Raw genomic sequence first — 20,604 nt, forward strand, 5'->3', positions numbered from 1 at the left:
CAGACTCAGTGTAATCGTTAAAAAGGCCCATGGGAGCGAGAGCATAAAATTGCTTTCACGGGATAAAAAGCGGTCTTGTCTTATTTGTCTGCTAAATGACTATTTTTAAGACAATTAATGAGACTTATTGAGCATGATAGCGGTCTCAACTTAAATTAACCTTAAAGCAAAATCTTCTTGAGCAAATGAATGTAAAAATGTGCGCATTTTGCTTTCAAATCACATAATTCACTATCACCAGTACGGCGCATTTATTACACTTTGCGCGATTTTTCTATAGCTAAGAGACTGCATGCAGAACCGTTTATCTTCAGGTGCCCGTTTGGGGCGTCAGGCATTACTTTTCCCTCTCTGTCTGGTGCTTTACGAATTCTCTACTTATATCGGCAACGATATGATCCAGCCTGGAATGTTGGCGGTGGTGGAGCAATACAATGCCGGATTAGATTGGGTACCCACATCCATGACCGCCTATCTGGCTGGCGGCATGTTTTTACAGTGGTTGTTAGGACCGCTATCGGATCGTGTTGGGCGTCGTCCGGTGATGTTAACCGGCGTGCTCTGGTTCATTGTGACCTGTCTTGCGACCCTGCTTGCGCAGAATATTGAGCAATTTACTTTCCTGCGTTTTTTGCAGGGGATAAGCCTGTGCTTTATTGGTGCGGTGGGTTACGCCGCCATTCAGGAATCCTTTGAAGAAGCGGTCTGCATAAAAATTACCGCGCTGATGGCAAACGTGGCGCTGATTGCGCCGCTGCTGGGTCCGTTGGTAGGCGCAGCCTGGGTACATGTTCTGCCGTGGGAAGGGATGTTTATCCTGTTTGCTGCTCTGGCGGCCATCTCCTTTTTTGGTCTGCAACGCGCGATGCCGGAAACGGCAACCCGGCTGGGTGAAAAGCTGTCCATTAAAGAGCTGGGCAAGGATTATAAGTTGGTGCTAAGGAACGTGCGTTTCGTTGCAGGCGCACTGGCGTTGGGTTTTGTCAGCCTGCCGTTACTGGCGTGGATTGCGCAATCTCCGATTATTATCATCAGCGGAGAACATCTCAGTAGTTACGAATATGGCCTGTTGCAGGTGCCGATTTTTGGTGCGCTGATTGCCGGTAACCTGGTGCTGGCGCGTCTGACTTCGCGAAAAACCGTGCGTTCGCTGATTATCATGGGCGGCTGGCCAATTGCCGTTGGCCTGATTATTGCCGCTGCGGCCACAGTGGTGTCATCTCATGCATATCTATGGATGACGGCGGGTTTGAGTATCTATGCGTTTGGCATTGGCGTGGCGAATGCGGGGCTGGTGCGCCTGACGCTGTTTGCCAGTGAAATGAGTAAAGGTACGGTTTCTGCCGCAATGGGTATGTTGCAGATGCTGATTTTTACCGTTGGTATCGAGCTGAGTAAACACGCTTATCTGCTGGGAGGCAACGGCTTGTTCAGCTTGTTCAATCTGGCCAGCGGGGTGCTGTGGCTGATTCTTATGGTGATCTTCCTGAAAGATAAACGGGTAGGGGATTCCCGGGAAGGCTAAAGCCCGGTTGCCCGGGCCTGGCAGAAGCTTAGTGGTGATCGTCAATCTGATGTTCGATGATCATGCCTTCACCGACGCTGGCAACATGTCGCGCATAAGGATGTGCGCGATAAACAGGAGCCGGGGCAGGAGTCGGGGCAACATACACCGTTTGTGGCGCGGTAGTCACGTTGACCGCCTGCGGCACGCTGACGGAAGAGGGCACGATCACCACTTTATAACCGCTTGGTACATCAACGGTAACGCTTTGCGCAAATACTGACCCTGCAAAACCCAGCAACAATGTCGCCATCAGTACACTTTTCTTCATAATCCGCTCACCTGAAATATTCACTGGAAGTAATAATCCAGTGGGTTAATTTGAGGCGGATTATGAATAGATCATGCCATCATTTTGTTGCCGTCTGTGCTGAGGCGTTAATGCGTAAACGGTGCTTCATTCTTTAACACGCGGTCGATAATATCCAGGACGCCCTCTTCGTTGTTCGATCCCGCGCGATATTTCGCCGCCTTGATAACCGGCTCATGGGCGTTGGCCATTGCAAAACTAAATCCCGCCTGGCGCAGCATTTCAATATCATTTCCACCATCGCCAAACACAACAACCTCATCGTCGTTAATATTCCAGCGTTGTTGCAGCAGCCGCAGACCATTTGCCTTATGCACGCCAGGAATAATTAAATCGATGCTCCCGTAGCCGGTATGCACCGGCACCATAATGTCGCCAATCGCCTCGTGGAGATCGGCCTGCACCTGTGGGATTCTGTCGTCGGAAATATTCAGCCCGAACTTGAAGAAAACGTCGTTAAGATTGTCAAAATTATCTACAAATTCGAGACGATGATAATACATGGCAGAAACAGCTTTATGTTCATCGCTGTACTGCTTCAGCGTGTAGGCGCTGCTTTTACCACAGGCAATGATATCAATGTCTGTACGGGTCAGCAGATGTTCAACGATGGCCTGGAAATCATCCTTTGCCAGTTCGCCGTTAAAAACATCTTCACCTTCACTGACTACCCAACCGCCGTTTTCGGCAACAAATGAGATCTCACTGGCCAGTTCGGGGAAAAAGGAAATCAACTGATAATATTGATTGCCGCTGGCGACCACAAAGCGGATCCCTTGTTCTTTCATCTGGCGGTATTGCGCCATAAAGCGCTCACGGTTATAGGTTTTTTGGTCACTTAAAAATGTGCCATCCATGTCGACCGCAATTAATTTGATGCTCATTAGCTGTTCTCCATCACCGTGGTATTTTTGAGATCCGGTTTCGCCACCGCTTTCGCGACGATGGCGGCGACAAGCACCAGCGCCAGCACCACCAGCATAGCGCTGCGCAGGCCGTAGTGTTCACCCAGGTAGCCCAGCAGCGGCGGTCCAACCAGGAACGCCAGATAGCCGGTTGTTGCGACAACGCTGACGCGGGTTGGTGCATCGGGGCCGGTGTCGCTGGCGGCTGAAATGGTCAGCGGGAAGCCGAGTGATGCACCGAGTCCCCACAAAATAACGGAAACACCCGCCACCCAAGAGCTGTCGACAAAAATAATCAGGCTAATCCCGAGAGCGCCCATCAGCGCACTGGCGCGCACCACCGTTACGCGGCTGTAGCGGTCGATGAACCAGCCGCCAGTAAAGCGGCCAACGGTCATGCCCAGCGTAAATCCGGCATAAATCAGAGAGCCTGATGTTGGGCTAAACCCATGACCGTCCACCATCAGCAGCGGAAGCCAGTCGTTGGCGGAACCTTCAGCAAATGCCATTGCGAGCACCACGACGCCAATCAGCAATAACTGGATATCGCGATAAAAAGGCAGTCCTTTTTCACCGGAGGGAGAACCATCAGCGGCATTTTTACCCGTGCCGTCAGGAATCGCTTTGATGGCGATAAAGATAGGAGTGATAGCTACCAGCGCCGCCAGCAGAATATGCGCGTTTGCCGGGACGCTGAAGGCGGTAAGCATCATCCCGACTCCTGCGCCCGCCAGCGTACCCAGGCTGTAAAAACCATGCATCATCGGCAGCACGGTTTTATTCATTTCGCGTTCAACCGCCGCACCTTCGACGTTGATGGCCACTTCTGCTGCGCCAAAACTGGCGCCAAACACGGCCAGACCAAATGCGAAAAGCCAGGCGGAATGTAGCCAGAGCGCCACGCTGAGGATAGCCATCCCAATGACCGCACATGACATGGTAGTGCGGATCACTTTGCGCGTGCCAAATCGTTTCACCAGCCAGGCCGAACAAAGAATGCCACTCATCGAACCAATAGAGAGTCCAAACACTACCGCGCCCATTTCGGCGGTAGAGATGGAGAGGATATCTCTGATGGCAGGGGTACGCGTTGCCCAGGAGGCCATTAATAATCCTGGTAAAAAGAAGAACGTGAACAGCGCCCAGGTGCGACGTCTTAAGGCTTTGCGTGATGAGATGCCAGTCATGAATTCGAGCCAAAGAAAAGAGGAAAGAAGACAACATTAGCAAGGTTGTGTACATTTGTACACAAATGCAAGAAGAGGAAATGCAGTGCGACGTGCAAACGATCCGCAGCGGCGGGAAAAAATAGTTCAGGCCACCCTTAAGGCGATAGTAATCCATGGTATTCATGGGGTTACACACCGTAAAATCGCTATGATTGCCGAGGTGCCACTGGGCTCAATGACCTATTATTTTGCAGGAATAGATGATCTGCTGTTGGAGGCATTCAGCTGTTTTACGCATACTATGTCTCAGCAGTACCAGGATTTTTTTGCCGACGTTGCTGATGCGCAGGCGGCCTGCCATGCGATTACCGATATGATTTACGGCTCCCAGGTCACAACGCCTGATAATATGGAGCTTATGTATCAGCTGTATGCTTTCGCCAGCCGTAAACCAGCGTTGAAAACGGTGATGCAGAACTGGATGCTACGCAGCCAACAAACGTTAGAGCAGTGGTTTGATCCGGTTACGGCGCGGGCGCTGGATGCGTTTATTGAAGGAATGACGCTGCATTTTGTTACGGATAAAAAACCGCTGCAGCGAGAAGATATTCTGATGATGGTGGAGCGTATTGCCGAATTGCCGCAGAGATAAAATCCTCAAAATGGTTTGTCGAGGCGGGTAACGGCCTGACGTAAAAAATCAATGACTTTTACCGCCTCTGGCGTCAACGGTCGGGCGGCTATTTTTACCGTCCCGACATCCATATAAGTAATAAAATCATCAATCGTTCTGTGCATGACGCGCAGACCATCCAGTGACCACGGGCGATACACCAGGTCGGATAAAATGGTTATCCCTCTGCCTTTTGCAACCAGACTTCTTATTGCTTCAAAAGAGTTGCTGCGAAAACTGATATTGGGCGTATAGCCACGCTGCTGCCAGTAATCGATGATTACGTCAGGGTACTTATCGGTTTCCAGCAGTAAAAATGGTAGTTTCTCGACGTCTATTAAACGGATCGATGCCTGGCTCTGTAGCGGATGCCCAATAGACGTCCACAGGCGGCGCTGTGAACGAATAAATGTTTCGATCTCCAGGTCGTTATCATGGTTGATATTTGAGGTCAGAAGCAGGCAAAAATCGACCTTTTGTTCCCGTAGCGCCTGTACCAGTTCCGGTGCGGTAGCTTCATAAAACACGAACTCCAGCAAAGGGAAACGTCGTTCAATATCGTTGAGTATATCCGGGATAAGATAGGCAGAGAGCGTTTCGGCAATGCCTATGCGCACCGTGCCGGTGAGAATTTCGCTCCTGTCATGCAGGGCGTCAATAGCCGAGTGGCTACTGTTGATGATGTTGCAGGCATGTGCCAGAAAGCGCTCGCCCTCAGCGGTGAGCTTCACACCTTTGGGATAACGTACAAATAGCTGCACGTCTAATGCTTCTTCCAGGTTCCGCATGGCAATGGTCATTGATGACTGAGAAATATGACAGCGTGCAGCAGCTTTGGAAATTTGTAATGTTTCTGCAAGCGCGATGTAAAACTCAAGTTGCCTTAGCGTAAATTTCATAGTTTTAATCTATGCAGATGGATAAAAACGTTATATTAGCATTCATTCTCACGCCGCCGTAGCCTTGTGGTCATACCGTACAACTGACAATAAGGCGCAAATATGCCCTATCTTTTACTCAGTCTGGCTGCCTGTTTTTGGGGTGGAAATTATGTGATTGGTCATCTCTTGGTCGCTGAAGTTAATCCCATCATTTTATCAGCGACACGCTGGATATTTACCGCGTTATTATTGATGACGCTCTATTTTCGTCAGGTCACAGAGCAATGGCCGGTGATGAAAAAACCCTTTGGTACTATCGTCTTCCTTGCGCTTTGTGGTCAGGTTCTTTTCCCCTTAACGTTGTATATCGGCTTGCAATATACAACCTCGCTTAATGCCGCGATTTATATGTCCACCACCCCGGCGCTCGTACTGTTAATCAATAAGTTCTTTTTTAAAGAGCGGATTTCTGCGCGAAATATAGCTGGTGTGATCCTGAGTACTGTTGGTGTTATATGGCTGGTGTCGCAGGGTGATATGATAAATGCGCGGGTATTTGCGCATCTGAATCAGGGCGATTTCTGGACCATGGGGTCAGCGTTAAGTTGGGCCGTCTATTGTGCTTTTTTACGCATTAAACCGCGTGAGGTAAAGGGAAACGCCTTTGTCGCAGTGAGCGCGCTGTTAGGTGCGATTGTACTTATTCCGGTACTGGCTTTGGAGTTGATACGCAATGGTATGCCGGGATGGAATAGCTATGGCAATACAGGCGTTGTGACTGGGCTGGCATACCTTGTTATTTTTCCTTCGTGGCTGTCATATCTATTATGGAACAAAGGGATTAGCGCCATTGGCGCAACGCGTGGAGAGATCTATTCACACTTGATCCCATTGAGTGGCGGATTATTTAGTGTGATGTTTTTGCACGTCACTCTGCATTCATATCATCTGGTGAGCGCGTTGGTTATTATGTGCGGTATAGCATTGTGTTCCCGTCCGAGTGCAAAAAAAGGCTCGCAGCAGCGCGTGGCGTGAAAAGCGGGTAAATTAGCTTATGGTGGCGCCCCCGGTAATATTTACCACTGTGGCGGTCATGGCGCTGGCATGGTCTGAAGCGAGAAAGGTTGTAACCTCAGCGATTTGTGCAAGCGTAGGCAGGCGCGCGAGCATGGTACTTTGCGCCGCCCCCCCTAACCATTGATCGACGGTTAAACCCATTGACTGTGCTTTAGCGGTGAAAATTTCTCCGGTATAGGAGCCAGCCGCTACAGCATCCACAATCGCATGCGACCGCACGCCGACGACACGAATGTTTATTGGTCCCGTCTCGCTGGCGAGCGCCTTAATAAAAGCCTCTGTTCCTGCACAGCCGACGATATGGCCGAGATGTCCGGGCATCGCCATCGGGGCTGCGGGCGCAACGATGGTGAGAATAACGCCCGCTCGATTGCCGCCCATGTGCGGCGTTACGGCTTTTGCGATATTGAACTGCGCCGCAAGAAAAGGGGTGATACCGCTCATAAACTCAGAGAGGGATAATGCATCGATGCGCTTGCCCTGTTCGTGCATAAATCCCGTTGCGTTAACCACCACATCTATTCCACCGGTTTGCTGTACAAGGCGGGTAACTTCCTTCGATGCGTTGTGCTCGTCGAGTACATCGGTGATAAAGGTTTCGACTGTACCTCCCGCCGTTCGGATGCCACTGGCGGTCCAATCCAACTTTTCCTGACGGCGCGCGCCCAGATACACATGGGCCCCTTCGCGCGCCATAGTATGCGCAACTGCACTACCAATAGCGCCGCTGCCACCGAAGATCATTGCGACTTTGCCTGAGAGTAACATAGCAACCCCATCACCATTTAGCACCGAGTAAAGTATGTGCCATAACGGGCATGCTGCAAATTTGAGAAAGCGTTTCCGGGGAACCTCACTCAGCGATGAAAAATCAGGTTATGTCGGGGACATTGCTGCTATAGATCTTATAGCAGCAATGTCTATCAGCTCATTTTAACGCCGATCGGTTACTGTAAGTGTTTGATATTTCTTTAATATGTATATCATTATCAAAATTATTAAAAGCAAGTACATCATCCAGATGCTGGTATTTAGCTCAATTAAAAAACTACCGACACCTCCGATGACTGACGGAATAACCAGCGAGGCGGCTCCCATCAACGCAGAGGTCGCTCCCAGGTTGGTGCGCTGGCTGGACATGGTCAGGTAGGTATAGAGTGATTCGAACATCCCTCCAGCAAACATCAGGATAATAAAGAAGAATATAAAAATATTGACGTGATAACTAAGTATTATTAATGGAATACACAGTACAATAAATGAGGCGATGATTTTCAGCCACGAATTCAAAATTTGCGGCGCAGACCTTTTCTTAAGAAGTTTACCTGATAATGCAGCCCCCAGCAGTAGGAAGCCTCCAATAATTGATGAAAGCACACCAAATTGCGTTGATGAGTATCCAAACGTAACCATAAAAATAAATGGGGAGGCTGTGACATAGCAATAAATCAGCGAAAATGACAGACCAAGAGACAGACAAGGTAGATAAAATCGAGGTTGTTTGCTGATCTCTTTATACGTATTAAATGATGATTTTAATGAATAGGCAACCCTTCTCTCATGGCTGAGTGTTTCAGGGAAGTTAAAATAAACGTATATTAACGTTATAATAGCATAGCCACATATCATTAAAAAAATTGCGCGCCATCCCCATAAGTCATTAATTACCCCTCCCAGCAGGGGCGAAGCAATGGGAACGACACCTTCGATAGTGATGATGATGGCATACAGCGTCGCGGCCACTGAACCACGAGTTACATCTCGAACTGCGCTGATTGCTGTAACCAGCGTTATTGATATAGAAAGACCTTGTATGACACGGATCGCCAGAAACATAACCAGACCGGTTGAGAGCGTGAGACAATATGTTGTCACGCCATAAATAACCGCACCTGTAAGCATAATTTTTCGCCGGCCAATAGCATCAGATAATGGACCAAAAATTAGCTGTCCAAAACCAATGCATAGGGTATAAACCATAATCGACAACTGCGTGGTTGAGACATTTTTTTCAAATTCTTTTGCGATGTCGGGAATTGAAGGTAAATAAGTGTCCACTCCCAGAATTCCCATTATCGTCAACATGGCCAGGCCGACAGTAAAGTAAATTATGTTCTTTCTATGAATAACAGTTTGCAGCTTCATTACTTATCACCATGAGTAAATTAAAAGCATGAAAAAGTTCACTATTTAAATAGAGATGTTGTGGATAATTATCGTGTAGGCAATAAAACAGAGTTGAAATGAACTGTCAAACTTTTGACTCAAAAAATTGAGATATGAGTCACAGGTATATAGCCATAATTTTCGATGGTAGGGTTCCAGTTAAATTTAATTGTGTTTGATTGCCAGGCAGCACGAGGAACCATAAGTACACTGACTTCGAATACGGGCATACTGCTGGTGTTGGTGTTGGTGTTGGTGTTGGTGTTGGTGTTGGTGTTGGTGTTGGTGTTGGTGTTGGTGTTGGTGTTGGTGTTGGTGTACGTGATTGATTTTTTCAGTAGTAAATTTCAGGCAACAAAAAACCCATTTATATAAATAGGTCAGTGAAAACAGCAAGTTACATTATAATCAATGAGTTAAAACAGTAGTGAATGGTTATAAAGGTTAGGGAATGGCAATCGCTGCCGCCATTTTGTCGCCACTATAGGGTGGTTCATAAAGTAGGTTGGTAGCTATGGCCGTTCATTAATCAGAAAACCAATGTGGTGATAAAAGCCGCTGGTAGGATTACCCGCGGCTTTGATTCTTCAACCTGTGTGGAGTATGAGCTATGTTTTAAAAGAAATTTGACTTAGCTAATAGTGAGAATTTTACAGGTAGCGAGCAATGGTATCGGCGATGGAGTGGTGTCCATGCCTTCTTAATATATCAATAAAGACGTCCCAAGGAGGAATGTTGCTTCGGTATGATTCTCCTGGTCCTGTGTACATTCCACCACCTGGTCCAGTGTGTAGCCCCCCTCCGGGACCTGTATATAAACCACCACCAGGGCCAGTATAGAGCCCCCCCCCTGGTCCGGTATACATTCCGCCACCTGGCCCAGTATATAGGCCTCCACCAGGACCTGTGTACATGCCACCACCAGGACCTGTATAGAGACCACCACCCGGTCCTGTGTAAGCACCGCCACCTGGTCCTGTATAAAGACCTCCGCCAGGGCCGGTATATCGTCCGCCACCCGGACCAGTGTATTTATTTCTTGGCCACATGCTAAGACTCTCCAAAAAGTCCATATAATCAATGAATTTGCAATATATATTATTTAAATTAATGGAAAAGAGATCTCAGTAGGATTTCATCGTTGCTAATGGGTTAAATCTTAATGCAGACTCAAGATGGTCCGGAGCGAGATGAGCATATCGCATAGTCATTTTTATATCGTGATGACCCAGTATTTTTTGTAACGCAAGTATGTTTCCACCGGACATCATAAAGTGAGCCGCAAAGGTATGGCGAAGTACATGGGTTAGTTGACCACGGGGAAGAATGATAGAAGTTTTATCCATTACTGATGCAAATTGAAAATAGTAATCATCAAAAAATTTAAATCCCTCAAGCGCGGTGATCTCTTCATACAGTTCCTTGCTGATAGGAATGCTTCTGTTTTTCTTTCCCTTTGTTCTGGTGAACGTAATGCGGTACTTCGTAACCTGCGATCTTGTTAAGTTGACAGCTTCTCTCCATCGCGCTCCTGTACTGAGGCATATTTTCACAACGAGCGTTAAAAGCTTGTTTTGGAGCTGGCAGTCATACAGCAATTCTGCAATCTGGTCATGTGTAAGCCATGCCATTTCCTTTTCTGCAACGGTAAATTTGCGCATGTTTTCAAGAGGGTTTGGCAAGAGCCATTCGCCCAAGCGAATCAATTCACTAAAGGCACCACTTAAATAACTTTGCTCAAGATTTACCGTTACTGGGCTTGCTCCTTTCTTCCATTTTTCACTGAAATAAATCTCTCCGGTTAGGCGTTTGTCGCGATAGTGAGCAAACATCTTTGGGGTCAGCGCCGTAGCCAGCGGGTTCCCCAGTGCATCCACGATTAGTAGTAGTTTTTCATATACATGTTCGCCAGCGGAAAGAGATATGCCGTGAAGCTTATACCAGAGGTTCACAATGTCTTTTAGAGAGCGCCGATCAACAGCATCACCCAGCCAAGGTTTAGACGCGATTTCATCCATTGTGTGGCGCTCAAAAGCCAACGCCTCGCCTTTGGTTGCAAATTGTTTTCGTACCCTGCGCCCAGAACGTCCGGCAGGGTAGCATTCACAGAGCCATTTACCCGTCTCAAGTTTACGAACTGCCATTCAATACCCCTTATTACATTGAGATAGGGGTATGATTTACTGTTTATTTATACAGTGTCAATGTTTGATAATCTCTCAATCAAACATTCGACATTAGGTAGTAGTAGCATTTAGCCAGTGGTTTAAGGTCATTAATTCCACATTCAAAAGATTGGCCTCCAGATGAAGGGGTTACAAGAACCTTGCCTACTGGAATGCGGGTTAGTTCCTTAACGCTTACTTTGCCTTCGATCTCTACAACCCAGGTTCCGTCTGAAACTTCGTCTGTTTTTTGATCTGCAATATAGGGAGTGTCTTCATCAAAAATGATTACAGGCTTGCCTAGATGAGAGGGCAGCATTGCTTTATCAAGCATATAAAAATTGGAGTCGTAAAGAATTCCATCAATGATTTTTTTCCGGGGTACCGCAATCACATCACCCAGAGCATTATCGTTTGCAGTTGCAAAGTACTCATTTGGAGTTTTTTTGTCTCCATTTTCGAAAGGATCGCCCTTTCCGAAAGAAAGCCATTCTAATGAGGCTCCTGTTTCCATCGCACATTGAATTACCCAGTCAGCAGGGAAAATATCCCTCATCCAGCGGGTGCTCATCGTGCTAGTTGATGCGCCAAGTTGATTGCATAAAGCCTGTCTTGTCTTGAACCCATAAGCAGTGAGTAATCGCTTGATTACTTCCTGCCCGCCTTTATTGAAGTCCATAATTACGCCTTTGGAGTTTTAATTGTTGACTAACTCCATTTGAAGCATTAGCCTTCCGTTTGAAGTACGGATATGGAGTTATTAATACTTGTCACCGCTCGCTACGGTTAAGACTTAAACGAGGAATCTTGCACTATGACTACAAACATTTCAATCAATCTGCCTGTCCCCTCGATCTCAAAAGAGAAGTACATAGAACTCACTGGATTGTCTGGATGTTTTCCCGGCACCGGCATTCACTCAGGTAAAACGCCTGGCACAATCCGCAGCGGCGCTGGCCATCGAAAAAATGCAGATCCCCGCTAAAACCGGGGCGGGGTTGCCGGTGGCCATTCCGCTGTCTGTGCCAACCAGCAGGGTGGCATTGTCTGCGGCGGCTGTCAGCCAGGCACAAAAAGCGGCCAGTGCGGGATTCAGCCTGGACGGACTAAAGCAGCAACTGGGTGAGTTCACGCAGCTGCGCGACAGCCTGATCAGTGATGTGGCCAGCGGGCTGAATGATTTGCAGGGGAAAAGTGCCAGAGCATGGGTGTTTACCAGCACCGGTGATACGGCCACCACGCTGCTGGAACTGGTAAAGGATATCCCGCAACCGTCAGCCGTCTACACAGCGGCGGTGATGCTGGTCGGTGACAATCTGGATGGAATAAAGGGAATGATTCATGACTTCGATCCCAACGCTGGCGCTTAATGGTGAGGCTATCCAGCTGAAAAATATGCGCGTGACCGTATCGCAGCAGTTTCAGGATAAAGACCAGTCCGGCCAGACAAGTGCCACAACCAAATCAGAACAGGGGGCAAAAGGGAAAGAGCTGCGTATCAGTGGCGAAATTCCGTTTAAAAGCCCGGAGATCCTGAAGCGTATTTTCGAACTGGCCAGCGCCACGGATGCCGGAGGCAACCGCCAGAAATACCGCGTGGCGCATGAAGTGGCCAGAGCCGTGAATTTTCGTGAGGCGACATTCAGCGGAATGCTAGATGCCCCGCAGCAGGACGGGAAAATGGCCTGGCTGGTCACGTTTACGCTGGCAGAACATATCAGCGTGCAGGAAAAACGGGAAGCCAGGGCAACAGGTAAAACGTCTGCTAAAAAACAGACGGCCGGTAATGCCGGACAGCCTGGCGGCCAGAGTGCCGGAGAAGATGAAGAAAAACTGACGTGGTTTGAAAAACGGGTGCTGAAACCCGTCAATGATGCTTTGGGTTAATGATGAAACCAGTTAAACGCCTGTACCTTTCAACGGATGAAGTTCACCTGGCTGATGCCAGCCTGGTGCTGGAGCTGAGCAGCTGTGGCCGGGGGTTTATCACCGCACAGACAGCCACGGATTACACCGGGAAACTGGTGCGGCTGGATGTGGGTTATTCCGATCTGCTTTTGCGCTGGTTTACCGGCTATGTGGAACGCGCACAACCCGCCGAAAACGGTTTTCAGCGTCTGTTTGTGCGCGAGCTGGTCGGCGTATTTGAAAGGATGTGGCCATGTTCATTTCAGCATCCCACTTTGCGCAAGGTAGCCCGCTGGCTGGAGGAAAACAGCGGAATTGCTGTCAGTGTGCCGGATTCCCCTTACAGCGATAAGCCGATCCCCCATTTCACCCACAATGGCACGGGCTATCAGTTGCTGAATAATCTGGGCAAAGCATTCAGTATCCCGGATTACATCTGGTACCAGTTGCCGGATGGTTCCCTGTATGTGGGCGGCGCGGAAAAAGCGATGTTTGCCGATCGTCCGGTCGATATCCCGGCAGAGTTCAGCCAGGGGGCGGCTGGCGGTAATTCCATGACGGTGCCACTGATCCAGAGTTTGCGGCCGGGTGTGGAGCTGAACGGGGAGCGCGTGACCAAAGTTCATCTGACCAATGACACCATGGCCATCACCTGGACACCCAGAAACCGCGCAACAGGTCAGCCATTACAGAAAACACCGGCACAGCGCCAGATTGAAAGCCATTACCCGGAACTGGCTTCCGGGCTGCACCTGCCAAAGCTGGCCAGAGTGGTGGCACCCAGTGAGACTGTGAAAAGCGGTAATTTTGCCGATCCGTTCCGGCCGCGCTATGCCGTTGATGTGCAGCTGCTTGATGCAGACGGCAACCCGGACAACCAGACGCCGGTTTATTCTGCGGTGCCGCTGCCGGTACCTATGGCCGGGAATGACTCTGGCATGTTCCAGTTCCCGCCAGAAGGGACGCTGGTTGAAGTTGCGTTTACCGGAGGGCGCCCGGATAAACCGTTTATCAGGCAGACGTTGCCGGATGGTACCAGTCTGCCGGATGTTAAACCCGGCGAGCAGCTGCAACAGCAACGGGCGGAGGTGTCGCAGCGTGTTACCCAGGCTGGCGACTGGGTGAGGCAGACCGATCAGACTATCAGTGAAACATCGATGGTGCGGACGGTTAAAGCCGATATGGAGCAGCGTGATCTTGTCAGCCGTGAAACCACGATTAAGGCTACCGATAAGACCACGGTACTGGGTACCGCCACCCTGATGGCCGGAGCCATTCAGCAGGTCAGTGCCGGTGATTTTAGCCAGGCCGTGAAGGGCAACCGGCTGGCCAGCATTGAGGGGAATGACGAAGCCGATATAACCGGCAAACAATCCACGAAAGTGGCCGGTGCCGTGGATGTTGATGTGGGGGGAACCCTGACAGAAAAGATTGCCGCGTTGCGTAAATCGGTGGCGGCGGGCGGCCAGCAGATTATGGGGCCAACCGTCCATATTGGCAGTGAGAGCATCAACACCCTGACCATGATGCTGGACACCATTGATTTGCTGGCAGAGCTGGCGCAGCAATGTGCGAGCCATTCACACCCCAGCGTTGGTACGCCAACCAATGCCGGAGCATTTACCCAGACAGCAGAGAAGGCCGGACAGACCCGGAGTAAGTACCAGAAAATAATCGCCTGATCATCCCATCAGCCCGCGCATAATGCGGGCTTTGTCGTTTGCTCAGTTCCTTGTTAGGATTGTTGCGATAGGATTATTGCTGACTCAAAGGATAGGAAAAGGGATATGAAAAATTTCATTATGTTAGCTGTAGGCGCAGCAGTTTCATTCAATGTGTTAGCCGCTGAAGTTTTTACTGTGCCAACGGATACGAAGGCTAGCTATACGGTCTTAGAGAAGACGCGTACCGGTGATATGGCTACGATAACAACCAAGAGAGAGGGACCATCTGGAGTGTCATATTCTAAGCGCTTGTACGACTGTACGGCCTCGACAGTCAAGTATCTTGGAAGCGGTGACACTATCGAGCAAATGAATGGCTCAGCACCAGATCCAAATATGGCACCTATAATTGACCGTTCAATTGCATACTATGTTGGTCAGAAAGCCTGCCGATAACCATAGCTTCATATCAGTTGATATAAATTGAGTATTCCGCTAACCCGCACAATGCGGGTTTTTTTGTGCCAGTTAACAGGCGGCACAGAACGCACACTGTACGCATTGCAATGCTCAGATACCACACGAGACACCTCAATAGGATCAAATGCACAGCGAAGCACTGACGGCTCTACATGCTGACAAAAAAAATACTTCACAGACAAAAACGGCACTACACCGCACCCGCCTGCGGTTTTTGGATCGTAAAAAATTTTCAGTTTTATTTTTCTACAAATCACCGCGGCGGACAGCGCCAGTACTGGCGGTTTTGCGGAAACCCCAAACTGAAAAGATTGAAAGAAATTTCAGTGTTTTTCATTTTTGGGTTGATCTTTATTTTTTTAATGAAACGTAACTGGTTGAATTTTATTGTGTATTTTGAGATTGCGTCTAAGTTAAAGAGCAAGGTTAACAGTTGGTATGTTATGCTCATCTTGGATAAAACCAGGGATGGTGCGGCTTTCGGGAAGTTGCTCATTCACTGTTTACTGAAATTTTCGGAACGAACCAGTAAGAAGGTGCGTGTTTTTAAATAGTGGTGTCAGAATGAAAATAAAAGATGGTGTACTAGTTTTAATAATTACTGCATGCTCGTATTTATATACTTATGTTTATTATCTGGGATACTTTAGAACAAAAGGTATACCCGATGATTTTATAGACATACAGTTAGTTTCAATTCTCAAGGTTGGTGTTTTTTTATTGGCATTTTTGGGGTTGATGTCATTTTTTATCGATCTGCTTACGTCTGTTAGTGAAAGTGAATCCAATGAAGATTCAAGTGATAATATGAAATTAAGTGAGCCTTGGAGGCTTTTCTTAAAAAGGAATAGTGTAATTATTATCACAATACTGTTGGCTATGATGGATTTGTATCACAAACCTACGACATCAAAAGTATTCTTCATAATTTTTGTTGTGTATTTTATATTTAACTTTGAATTTGCAGTATGCTCCAAAAAAAACGGGAAAAAATGGTATCAACGAAGGTTTGTTATCTCTTTGAAGCCACCTAGAGTAACAGGGACGATAAAAGCTGCTCATAAATTTAATGTGTTGCAATATTATGTATATTTTAGTTGGGGAATGTCTGCATTACTCTTAATGTATTTTATTGGGGCAACTATTGCTAATGATGAAAAAAACAACTTGATGTGTAATGAAATATATCACGTTTTGCAAGTTAACTCTGATTCAGTACTTGCCACAAAGGATTTCAAGGAGTTTAAGTTTATCGAGAAACCAGAGTGTAGTTTTACTACCAAGAAATAAAAAAACAAAACGTTAAGGCTTCTCACCGAAGCCTTCTTGCTATAAATTGCACAGGGTTATTATTGTCACGTATTTAAATGGTAAGTGGTTAGTTAAGTTCTACAAATTTATAGCTATCAAATGCTATGCTAAGTTCGGTGAATTTGCATCGTGATTTCATTTCTTTGTTCATATCAGTAATTGCGTCCTTTACCTTTACTTTGTTTTCTTTACTGATTCGTACTCCCGTAAAAACTCTGGAAATTTGAAGTCTTGAAAATTGATGGATTCCTTCATAATTACTAAGCGCTCTTACCTCTTTTTCATAATCCCATTGGGTGCTTTTAGAAAGTGCTATATCTAGTCCACTCATATTGCCATTTTTATCGTATAAAGCAGGTCGTTTATCTGTATAGTTAACATCGAAGGGAACGATAATTATTTTATCGGCTGATTTTGATATTTTTTCAATTATCTCCGGAGTGTATTCGAACTCAATTACACAACCTTGATGGTCGTCAGCATAATGTGCCCACATTGGAGCCGATAAATGGTCTAAACTGAAGCATGTTACTGTTAAATTATTTGATACTAGGCTGTGCGTAATTCCACCTATACCCGTTTGACTCATTATTTTAAAATTATTTTGTAATATTTTATTAGAAACTTTCTGTTCCGGTTTGTGAGTGTTTTTGAGTTTTTTAAATAATTTATTCCTTCCTTGAATGGGAAAGTATGGATAACAGTCGAAAGGATCGTTAAATTTCTCTGGCCTAGAAAACCATAAGGTCCCATTCCTCAAGGTTTTTAAACAATTTTCAATGTTAAGATATTTATAAAATTTCCTGTGTACTGGTCGTTCAGGCTCAGGAGTTGTACAGGTATCCATCATTAAGTATCTCCATCGTAACTATATAGTTCAAGATGCTCTGGTTTTTACAGCTCAAGTTAGTACGGTATTGATAGACCATAATGGTGAGTATTTAGGTTGCACCCACCAACGTTTCATTCTTTAGGGCTGATAGAAATCTGAGACTTGTGTTGAGATTCAACACTATCGGTATGAGATACCCGAATAGTACTCGCAGCCTCGATAAGCTTCAGAGCATCTTCTGTCGAGATGCCCTTCAAATCTATGAGCTTACGATCAGAAGAAATTTCAATTTTGATGCTGTTTTTTCGTTGTAACATTTCAAGCGCCTTTAGTACTAATGGTGCGTAGGTCTTACCACGTTCATAAAGGACACTAAGATACTCTTTAACGGTTGATGGTTTAGCTGAGAAACAATGAACCACCCCAGCGTGTAAACCAACTTCATCAAAACCATCTATGAATGCTTGCTTCAGGTCCTCAGGAACGCGAAGGTCGATAGAATCGTACCTGGATTTTCTACCTGATGCCATTGATGTAGTTCTCCACGATTGATGAAACTTCTCTGTCGCCACTTTGCCGCCAGTCGGGTGCCTAGCATCGAGTAAATGAGTGATTTAGAAAGGCTAAAATAACAGACAACAAAAAACCCATCAACCTTGAACCAAAACGGCGGGGTTGATGGGCTCCACAAATTGGGGACATCAAAGAAAAGCAGTGGCAATAGTTATGACTGACGCCTTGAAGAAAAGTTCTGCTTACCTGCAAAAAATTTTCGTTTAAGGGTAAATTTCAGCGCTAACCAAGGCCAGGCCAGACAATGACGATGAGTGTCCCCGCTAATGTCAGCAGAACGTTGGCTATCGCGTAGGTCCCGGCATAGCCTAACGCAGGGATGTTGCTGCGTGCGGTGTCGCTGATGATTTCCATTGCCGGAGCACAGGTACGTGCGCCCATCATGGCGCCAAACAGCAGGGCGCGGTTCATGCGCAATACGTAAGCACCAAACAAGAAACAGATAACAACCGGAACCAGGCTGACTACCAGACCGGCAATCAACATTTGACCACCGACGGCCCCCAGCCCATTACCAATGCCACTGCCTGCGCTTAAACCGACGCCAGCCATGAATACCATCAGGCCAAATTCTTTCACCATGTTCAGCGCACCCTGTGGGATGTAGCCAAACGTTGGATGGTTGGCTCGCAGGAAGCCCAGCATGATACCGGCGAACAGCAGTCCAGCCGCATTCCCGATGCCGAAGCTGAAATTACTGAACTGGAAGGTGATCATCCCGATCATCAGACCGATGATAAAGAAGGCGCAGAAGGCCAGCAGATCGGTCACCTGACTGTGAATCGAAATGAAGCCGATACGATCGGCAATGGTTTTCACGCGGCGAGCATCACCGCTGACCTGCAATACGTCACCTTTGTTGAGCACGACGTTGTCATCAATAGGCATTTCAATCTGGCTGCGGATCACGCGGTTCAGGAAACAACCGTGGTCGGTCAGTTTCAACTGAGCCAGGCGACGACCAACGGCATTGTGGTTTTTCACTACAATTTCTTCAGTGACGATGCGCATATCGAGCAGATCGCGATCGAACACCTCTTTACCGTTACGGAAGCTGGGATCGAGGCGGGCATGGGCGTCCGGATAACCCACCAGGGCTATCTCATCGCCCATTTGCAGCACCGCGTCACCATCCGGGTTGGCAAGAATGCCGTTGCGACGGATACGTTCAATGTAACAACCGGTCTGACGATAAATACCCAGTTCGCGCAGATTTTTACCATCGGCCCATGCCACCAGCTCCGGGCCAACGCGATAGGCGCGAATCACCGGGAGGTAAACTTTACGATTGGCATCAGTATCCAGGCCTCGTTCACGCGCGATTTGTTGGGCGCTGGTTTGCAGATCCTGATGCTGAAGTTTCGGCAAATAGCGCGCACCAACAATCAGACTGACCAGACCAATCAAATAGGTGAGGGCGTAACCCAAGCTCAGGTTATCGAGAGCGCTTGAAAGTTGTGTTCCTGACATTCCTGAATGGCGCAAGGTGTCACCTGCGCCGACCAGCACCGGCGTTGAGGTCATCGAGCCAGCCAGCATACCCGCCGTCAGGCCGATGTCCCAGCCAAATAGCTTACCCAGCCCCAGGGCGATCAGCATTGCGCTACCGACCATCACCAGAGCAAGCATTAGATAATTTTTCCCATCGCGAAAAAAAATCGAAAAAAAGTTGGGGCCGGCTTCGACGCCGACGCAAAAAATAAACAGCATAAAGCCGAGATTTAATGCATCGGTGTTAATACTAAAGTGCTGCTGACCTAATAATAGGGAGACCACTAAAACGCCAATGGAATTACCGAGTTGGACTGAACCCAGACGCAATTTGCCCAGACACAGGCCCAGAGCCAGGACCACAAATAATAACAGGATGTAATTCCCATTTAACAAATCTGCGACGTTTATATTCACGGAGACTAACTTCTTGTTTACTAGTAAGCTATTGAAAGAAATGGCAATTTACGCTAATGTTTTTGCCAGAAATTAAGGGGCGATAGCATCGTACACAGCCCCGAATAATGCAGCATAACAATATATGCGGCTAGTTTAATCTCATTACGTATCAACGGCTATAAGAATCGTGTGGGTGTGTTTTTGGCATGGAATGCCGAGTTACTTTATCTGACTGGACGCCTGCGGGCGAAAAGAGTGTTCGATAGAGAATGTGTCAGGAGGAACGATTGAAACATAAGCAAAGTTGGGCGAGTGCGGTCTGCTGCTTTGTGCTCTTTATTGTGGTGTGTCTTTCATTAACGCTGAACGTGAAAGGGGCTTTCAGAGCAGCAGGGCATCCTGAGGTCGGATTGTTGTTTTTTATCTTACCTGGTGCTGCAGCAAGCTTTTTTTCCCATCGTCGGGAAGTACTCAAACCCCTTCTTGGTGCAATGTTGGCGGCGCCGTGCTGCCTGTTACTGATGCGTTTCGTTTTTATGCCGACGCGTTCATTGTGGCAAGAGCTGGCGTGGTTGTTTAGTGCGGTGTTTTGGTGCGCGCTTGGAGCATTATGTTTTTTATTTATCAGTAGCTTATTCAATCAGCATCAACGGCGGAAAAAGAACTGATGACGCCCTCAAGCTGAGGGCGTAGAAACAGCTATCAGGCGAACAGATTCATATTCTCTTTTGCCCATGCTTCAAAATCCGTGCAGCCGCCGATGTGTTTTTGATCGACGAAAATCTGCGGAACGGTTTCAACTGGCTTACCTACTGTTTTTTCCAGATCTGCTTTGGTAATTCCTTCAGCATGGATATCAATGTAGCGGAAGTTAAAATCGTCATGCTCACTGCTTAATTTTTCTGCTAATTCTTTTGCGCGCACGCAATACGGGCACCCTGGGCGACCAAAAATAACGGCAAACATCTCTTTCTCCTCGAACTTATCAGGCCGGATGGCAATACTTGTTATGATGCCGCGATTTGTGACGGATGGA

Annotated in this window: 21 protein-coding genes and 1 pseudogene; 10 read left to right on the plus strand and 12 right to left on the minus strand. The window is 47.4% G+C overall.

The window, feature by feature from the left end; genetic code table 11:
- The first annotated feature begins 292 nt into the window (after positions 1-292).
- The gene (locus OGV98_RS17185; RefSeq protein WP_003836956.1) at positions 293-1,525 is read left to right on the plus strand and encodes an MFS transporter; all 1,233 of its coding nucleotides are present in this window, start codon (positions 293-295) and stop codon (positions 1,523-1,525) included.
- A 28-nt stretch (positions 1,526-1,553) separates the two neighbouring features.
- Here OGV98_RS17185 and OGV98_RS17190 read toward each other — a convergent pair whose 3' ends face one another.
- From OGV98_RS17190 to OGV98_RS17200, 3 genes are all read right to left on the minus strand, one after another.
- On the minus strand, positions 1,554-1,835 hold the full coding sequence (locus OGV98_RS17190) for a hypothetical protein (protein WP_003836954.1): 282 nt from the start codon (positions 1,833-1,835) through the stop codon (positions 1,554-1,556).
- 107 nt (positions 1,836-1,942) lie between these two features.
- Positions 1,943-2,758 (minus strand): Cof-type HAD-IIB family hydrolase, encoded by an 816-nt coding sequence (locus OGV98_RS17195; protein WP_003035335.1) that lies wholly within the window; start codon positions 2,756-2,758, stop codon positions 1,943-1,945.
- Positions 2,758-3,966, minus strand: a complete 1,209-nt coding sequence (locus OGV98_RS17200; protein ID WP_286551740.1) for an MFS transporter — start codon at positions 3,964-3,966, stop codon at positions 2,758-2,760. The genes OGV98_RS17195 and OGV98_RS17200 overlap by 1 nt, the downstream gene beginning before the upstream one ends.
- An 85-nt stretch (positions 3,967-4,051) precedes the next feature.
- On the opposite strand from OGV98_RS17200, the gene OGV98_RS17205 reads away from it, so the two are divergent.
- Positions 4,052-4,600 carry a TetR/AcrR family transcriptional regulator gene (locus tag OGV98_RS17205; RefSeq protein ID WP_003035341.1) on the plus strand — a complete coding sequence of 183 codons (549 nt, stop codon included), beginning with the start codon at positions 4,052-4,054 and terminating at the stop codon, positions 4,598-4,600.
- A 5-nt stretch (positions 4,601-4,605) separates the two neighbouring features.
- On the opposite strand, the gene OGV98_RS17210 is transcribed toward OGV98_RS17205, so the two are convergent.
- Positions 4,606-5,520 (minus strand): LysR family transcriptional regulator, encoded by a 915-nt coding sequence (locus tag OGV98_RS17210; protein ID WP_106107478.1) that lies wholly within the window; start codon positions 5,518-5,520, stop codon positions 4,606-4,608.
- A gap of 102 nt (positions 5,521-5,622) precedes the next feature.
- Between OGV98_RS17210 and OGV98_RS17215 the strand changes: the two genes are divergently transcribed.
- Positions 5,623-6,537 carry a DMT family transporter gene (locus tag OGV98_RS17215; protein ID WP_200018011.1) on the plus strand — a complete coding sequence of 305 codons (915 nt, stop codon included), beginning with the start codon at positions 5,623-5,625 and terminating at the stop codon, positions 6,535-6,537.
- Between the two features lie 12 nt (positions 6,538-6,549).
- Here the strand turns inward: OGV98_RS17215 and OGV98_RS17220 are convergent, their stop codons facing one another.
- The 4 genes from OGV98_RS17220 to OGV98_RS17235 form a co-directional block, all read right to left on the minus strand.
- Entirely contained in the window at positions 6,550-7,347 is a 798-nt protein-coding gene (locus tag OGV98_RS17220; RefSeq protein ID WP_003845515.1) for an SDR family NAD(P)-dependent oxidoreductase, read from the minus strand.
- A 165-nt stretch (positions 7,348-7,512) separates the two neighbouring features.
- A complete protein-coding gene (locus OGV98_RS17225; protein WP_200018010.1) occupies positions 7,513-8,724 on the minus strand; it encodes a multidrug effflux MFS transporter in 1,212 nt (403 codons plus the stop codon).
- Between the two features lie 1,145 nt (positions 8,725-9,869).
- Positions 9,870-10,889, minus strand: a complete 1,020-nt coding sequence (locus OGV98_RS17230; RefSeq protein WP_204528817.1) for a phage integrase — start codon at positions 10,887-10,889, stop codon at positions 9,870-9,872.
- Positions 10,890-10,968: 79 nt separating this feature from the next.
- Entirely contained in the window at positions 10,969-11,589 is a 621-nt protein-coding gene (locus OGV98_RS17235) for a phage repressor protein CI (RefSeq protein WP_286551741.1), read from the minus strand.
- A 196-nt stretch (positions 11,590-11,785) separates the two neighbouring features.
- On the opposite strand from OGV98_RS17235, the pseudogene OGV98_RS17240 reads away from it, so the two are divergent.
- The 6 genes and pseudogenes from OGV98_RS17240 to OGV98_RS17265 all read left to right on the plus strand — a co-directional run.
- A pseudogene (locus tag OGV98_RS17240) lies at positions 11,786-12,280 on the plus strand (hypothetical protein); the annotation flags it as partial.
- Complete coding sequence (locus tag OGV98_RS17245; protein WP_137397120.1) at positions 12,252-12,797, plus strand: baseplate complex protein; 546 nt, start codon at positions 12,252-12,254, stop codon at positions 12,795-12,797. The pseudogene OGV98_RS17240 and the gene OGV98_RS17245, both read left to right, overlap by 29 nt.
- Positions 12,797-14,500, plus strand: a complete 1,704-nt coding sequence (locus OGV98_RS17250; protein WP_286551743.1) for a hypothetical protein — start codon at positions 12,797-12,799, stop codon at positions 14,498-14,500. The genes OGV98_RS17245 and OGV98_RS17250 overlap by 1 nt, the downstream gene beginning before the upstream one ends.
- 105 nt (positions 14,501-14,605) lie before the next feature.
- On the plus strand, positions 14,606-14,938 hold the full coding sequence (locus OGV98_RS17255; protein WP_001738742.1) for a hypothetical protein: 333 nt from the start codon (positions 14,606-14,608) through the stop codon (positions 14,936-14,938).
- Between the two features lie 148 nt (positions 14,939-15,086).
- Entirely contained in the window at positions 15,087-15,335 is a 249-nt protein-coding gene (locus OGV98_RS17260; RefSeq protein ID WP_286551746.1) for a hypothetical protein, read from the plus strand.
- Between the two features lie 191 nt (positions 15,336-15,526).
- Complete coding sequence (locus OGV98_RS17265) at positions 15,527-16,252, plus strand: hypothetical protein (protein WP_286551748.1); 726 nt, start codon at positions 15,527-15,529, stop codon at positions 16,250-16,252.
- 88 nt (positions 16,253-16,340) lie between these two features.
- Here OGV98_RS17265 and OGV98_RS17270 read toward each other — a convergent pair whose 3' ends face one another.
- From OGV98_RS17270 to OGV98_RS17280, 3 genes are all read right to left on the minus strand, one after another.
- A complete protein-coding gene (locus OGV98_RS17270) occupies positions 16,341-17,123 on the minus strand; it encodes a DUF2971 domain-containing protein (protein WP_286551750.1) in 783 nt (260 codons plus the stop codon).
- 113 nt (positions 17,124-17,236) lie between these two features.
- Positions 17,237-17,635 carry a hypothetical protein gene (locus OGV98_RS17275; RefSeq protein WP_286551752.1) on the minus strand — a complete coding sequence of 133 codons (399 nt, stop codon included), beginning with the start codon at positions 17,633-17,635 and terminating at the stop codon, positions 17,237-17,239.
- 265 nt (positions 17,636-17,900) lie between these two features.
- On the minus strand, positions 17,901-19,586 hold the full coding sequence (locus OGV98_RS17280) for an aspartate:alanine antiporter (protein ID WP_003035354.1): 1,686 nt from the start codon (positions 19,584-19,586) through the stop codon (positions 17,901-17,903).
- 269 nt (positions 19,587-19,855) lie between these two features.
- On the opposite strand from OGV98_RS17280, the gene OGV98_RS17285 reads away from it, so the two are divergent.
- Positions 19,856-20,236 carry an inner membrane protein YbjM gene (locus tag OGV98_RS17285; protein ID WP_003035356.1) on the plus strand — a complete coding sequence of 127 codons (381 nt, stop codon included), beginning with the start codon at positions 19,856-19,858 and terminating at the stop codon, positions 20,234-20,236.
- A 34-nt stretch (positions 20,237-20,270) separates the two neighbouring features.
- Here the strand turns inward: OGV98_RS17285 and OGV98_RS17290 are convergent, their stop codons facing one another.
- On the minus strand, positions 20,271-20,534 hold the full coding sequence (locus OGV98_RS17290) for a GrxA family glutaredoxin (protein WP_003035358.1): 264 nt from the start codon (positions 20,532-20,534) through the stop codon (positions 20,271-20,273).
- Positions 20,535-20,604: the final 70 nt, after the last annotated feature.

Origin of the sequence: Citrobacter sp. Cf136 (assembly GCF_030333815.1) — a bacterium.
GTDB lineage: Bacteria > Pseudomonadota > Gammaproteobacteria > Enterobacterales > Enterobacteriaceae > Citrobacter > Citrobacter freundii.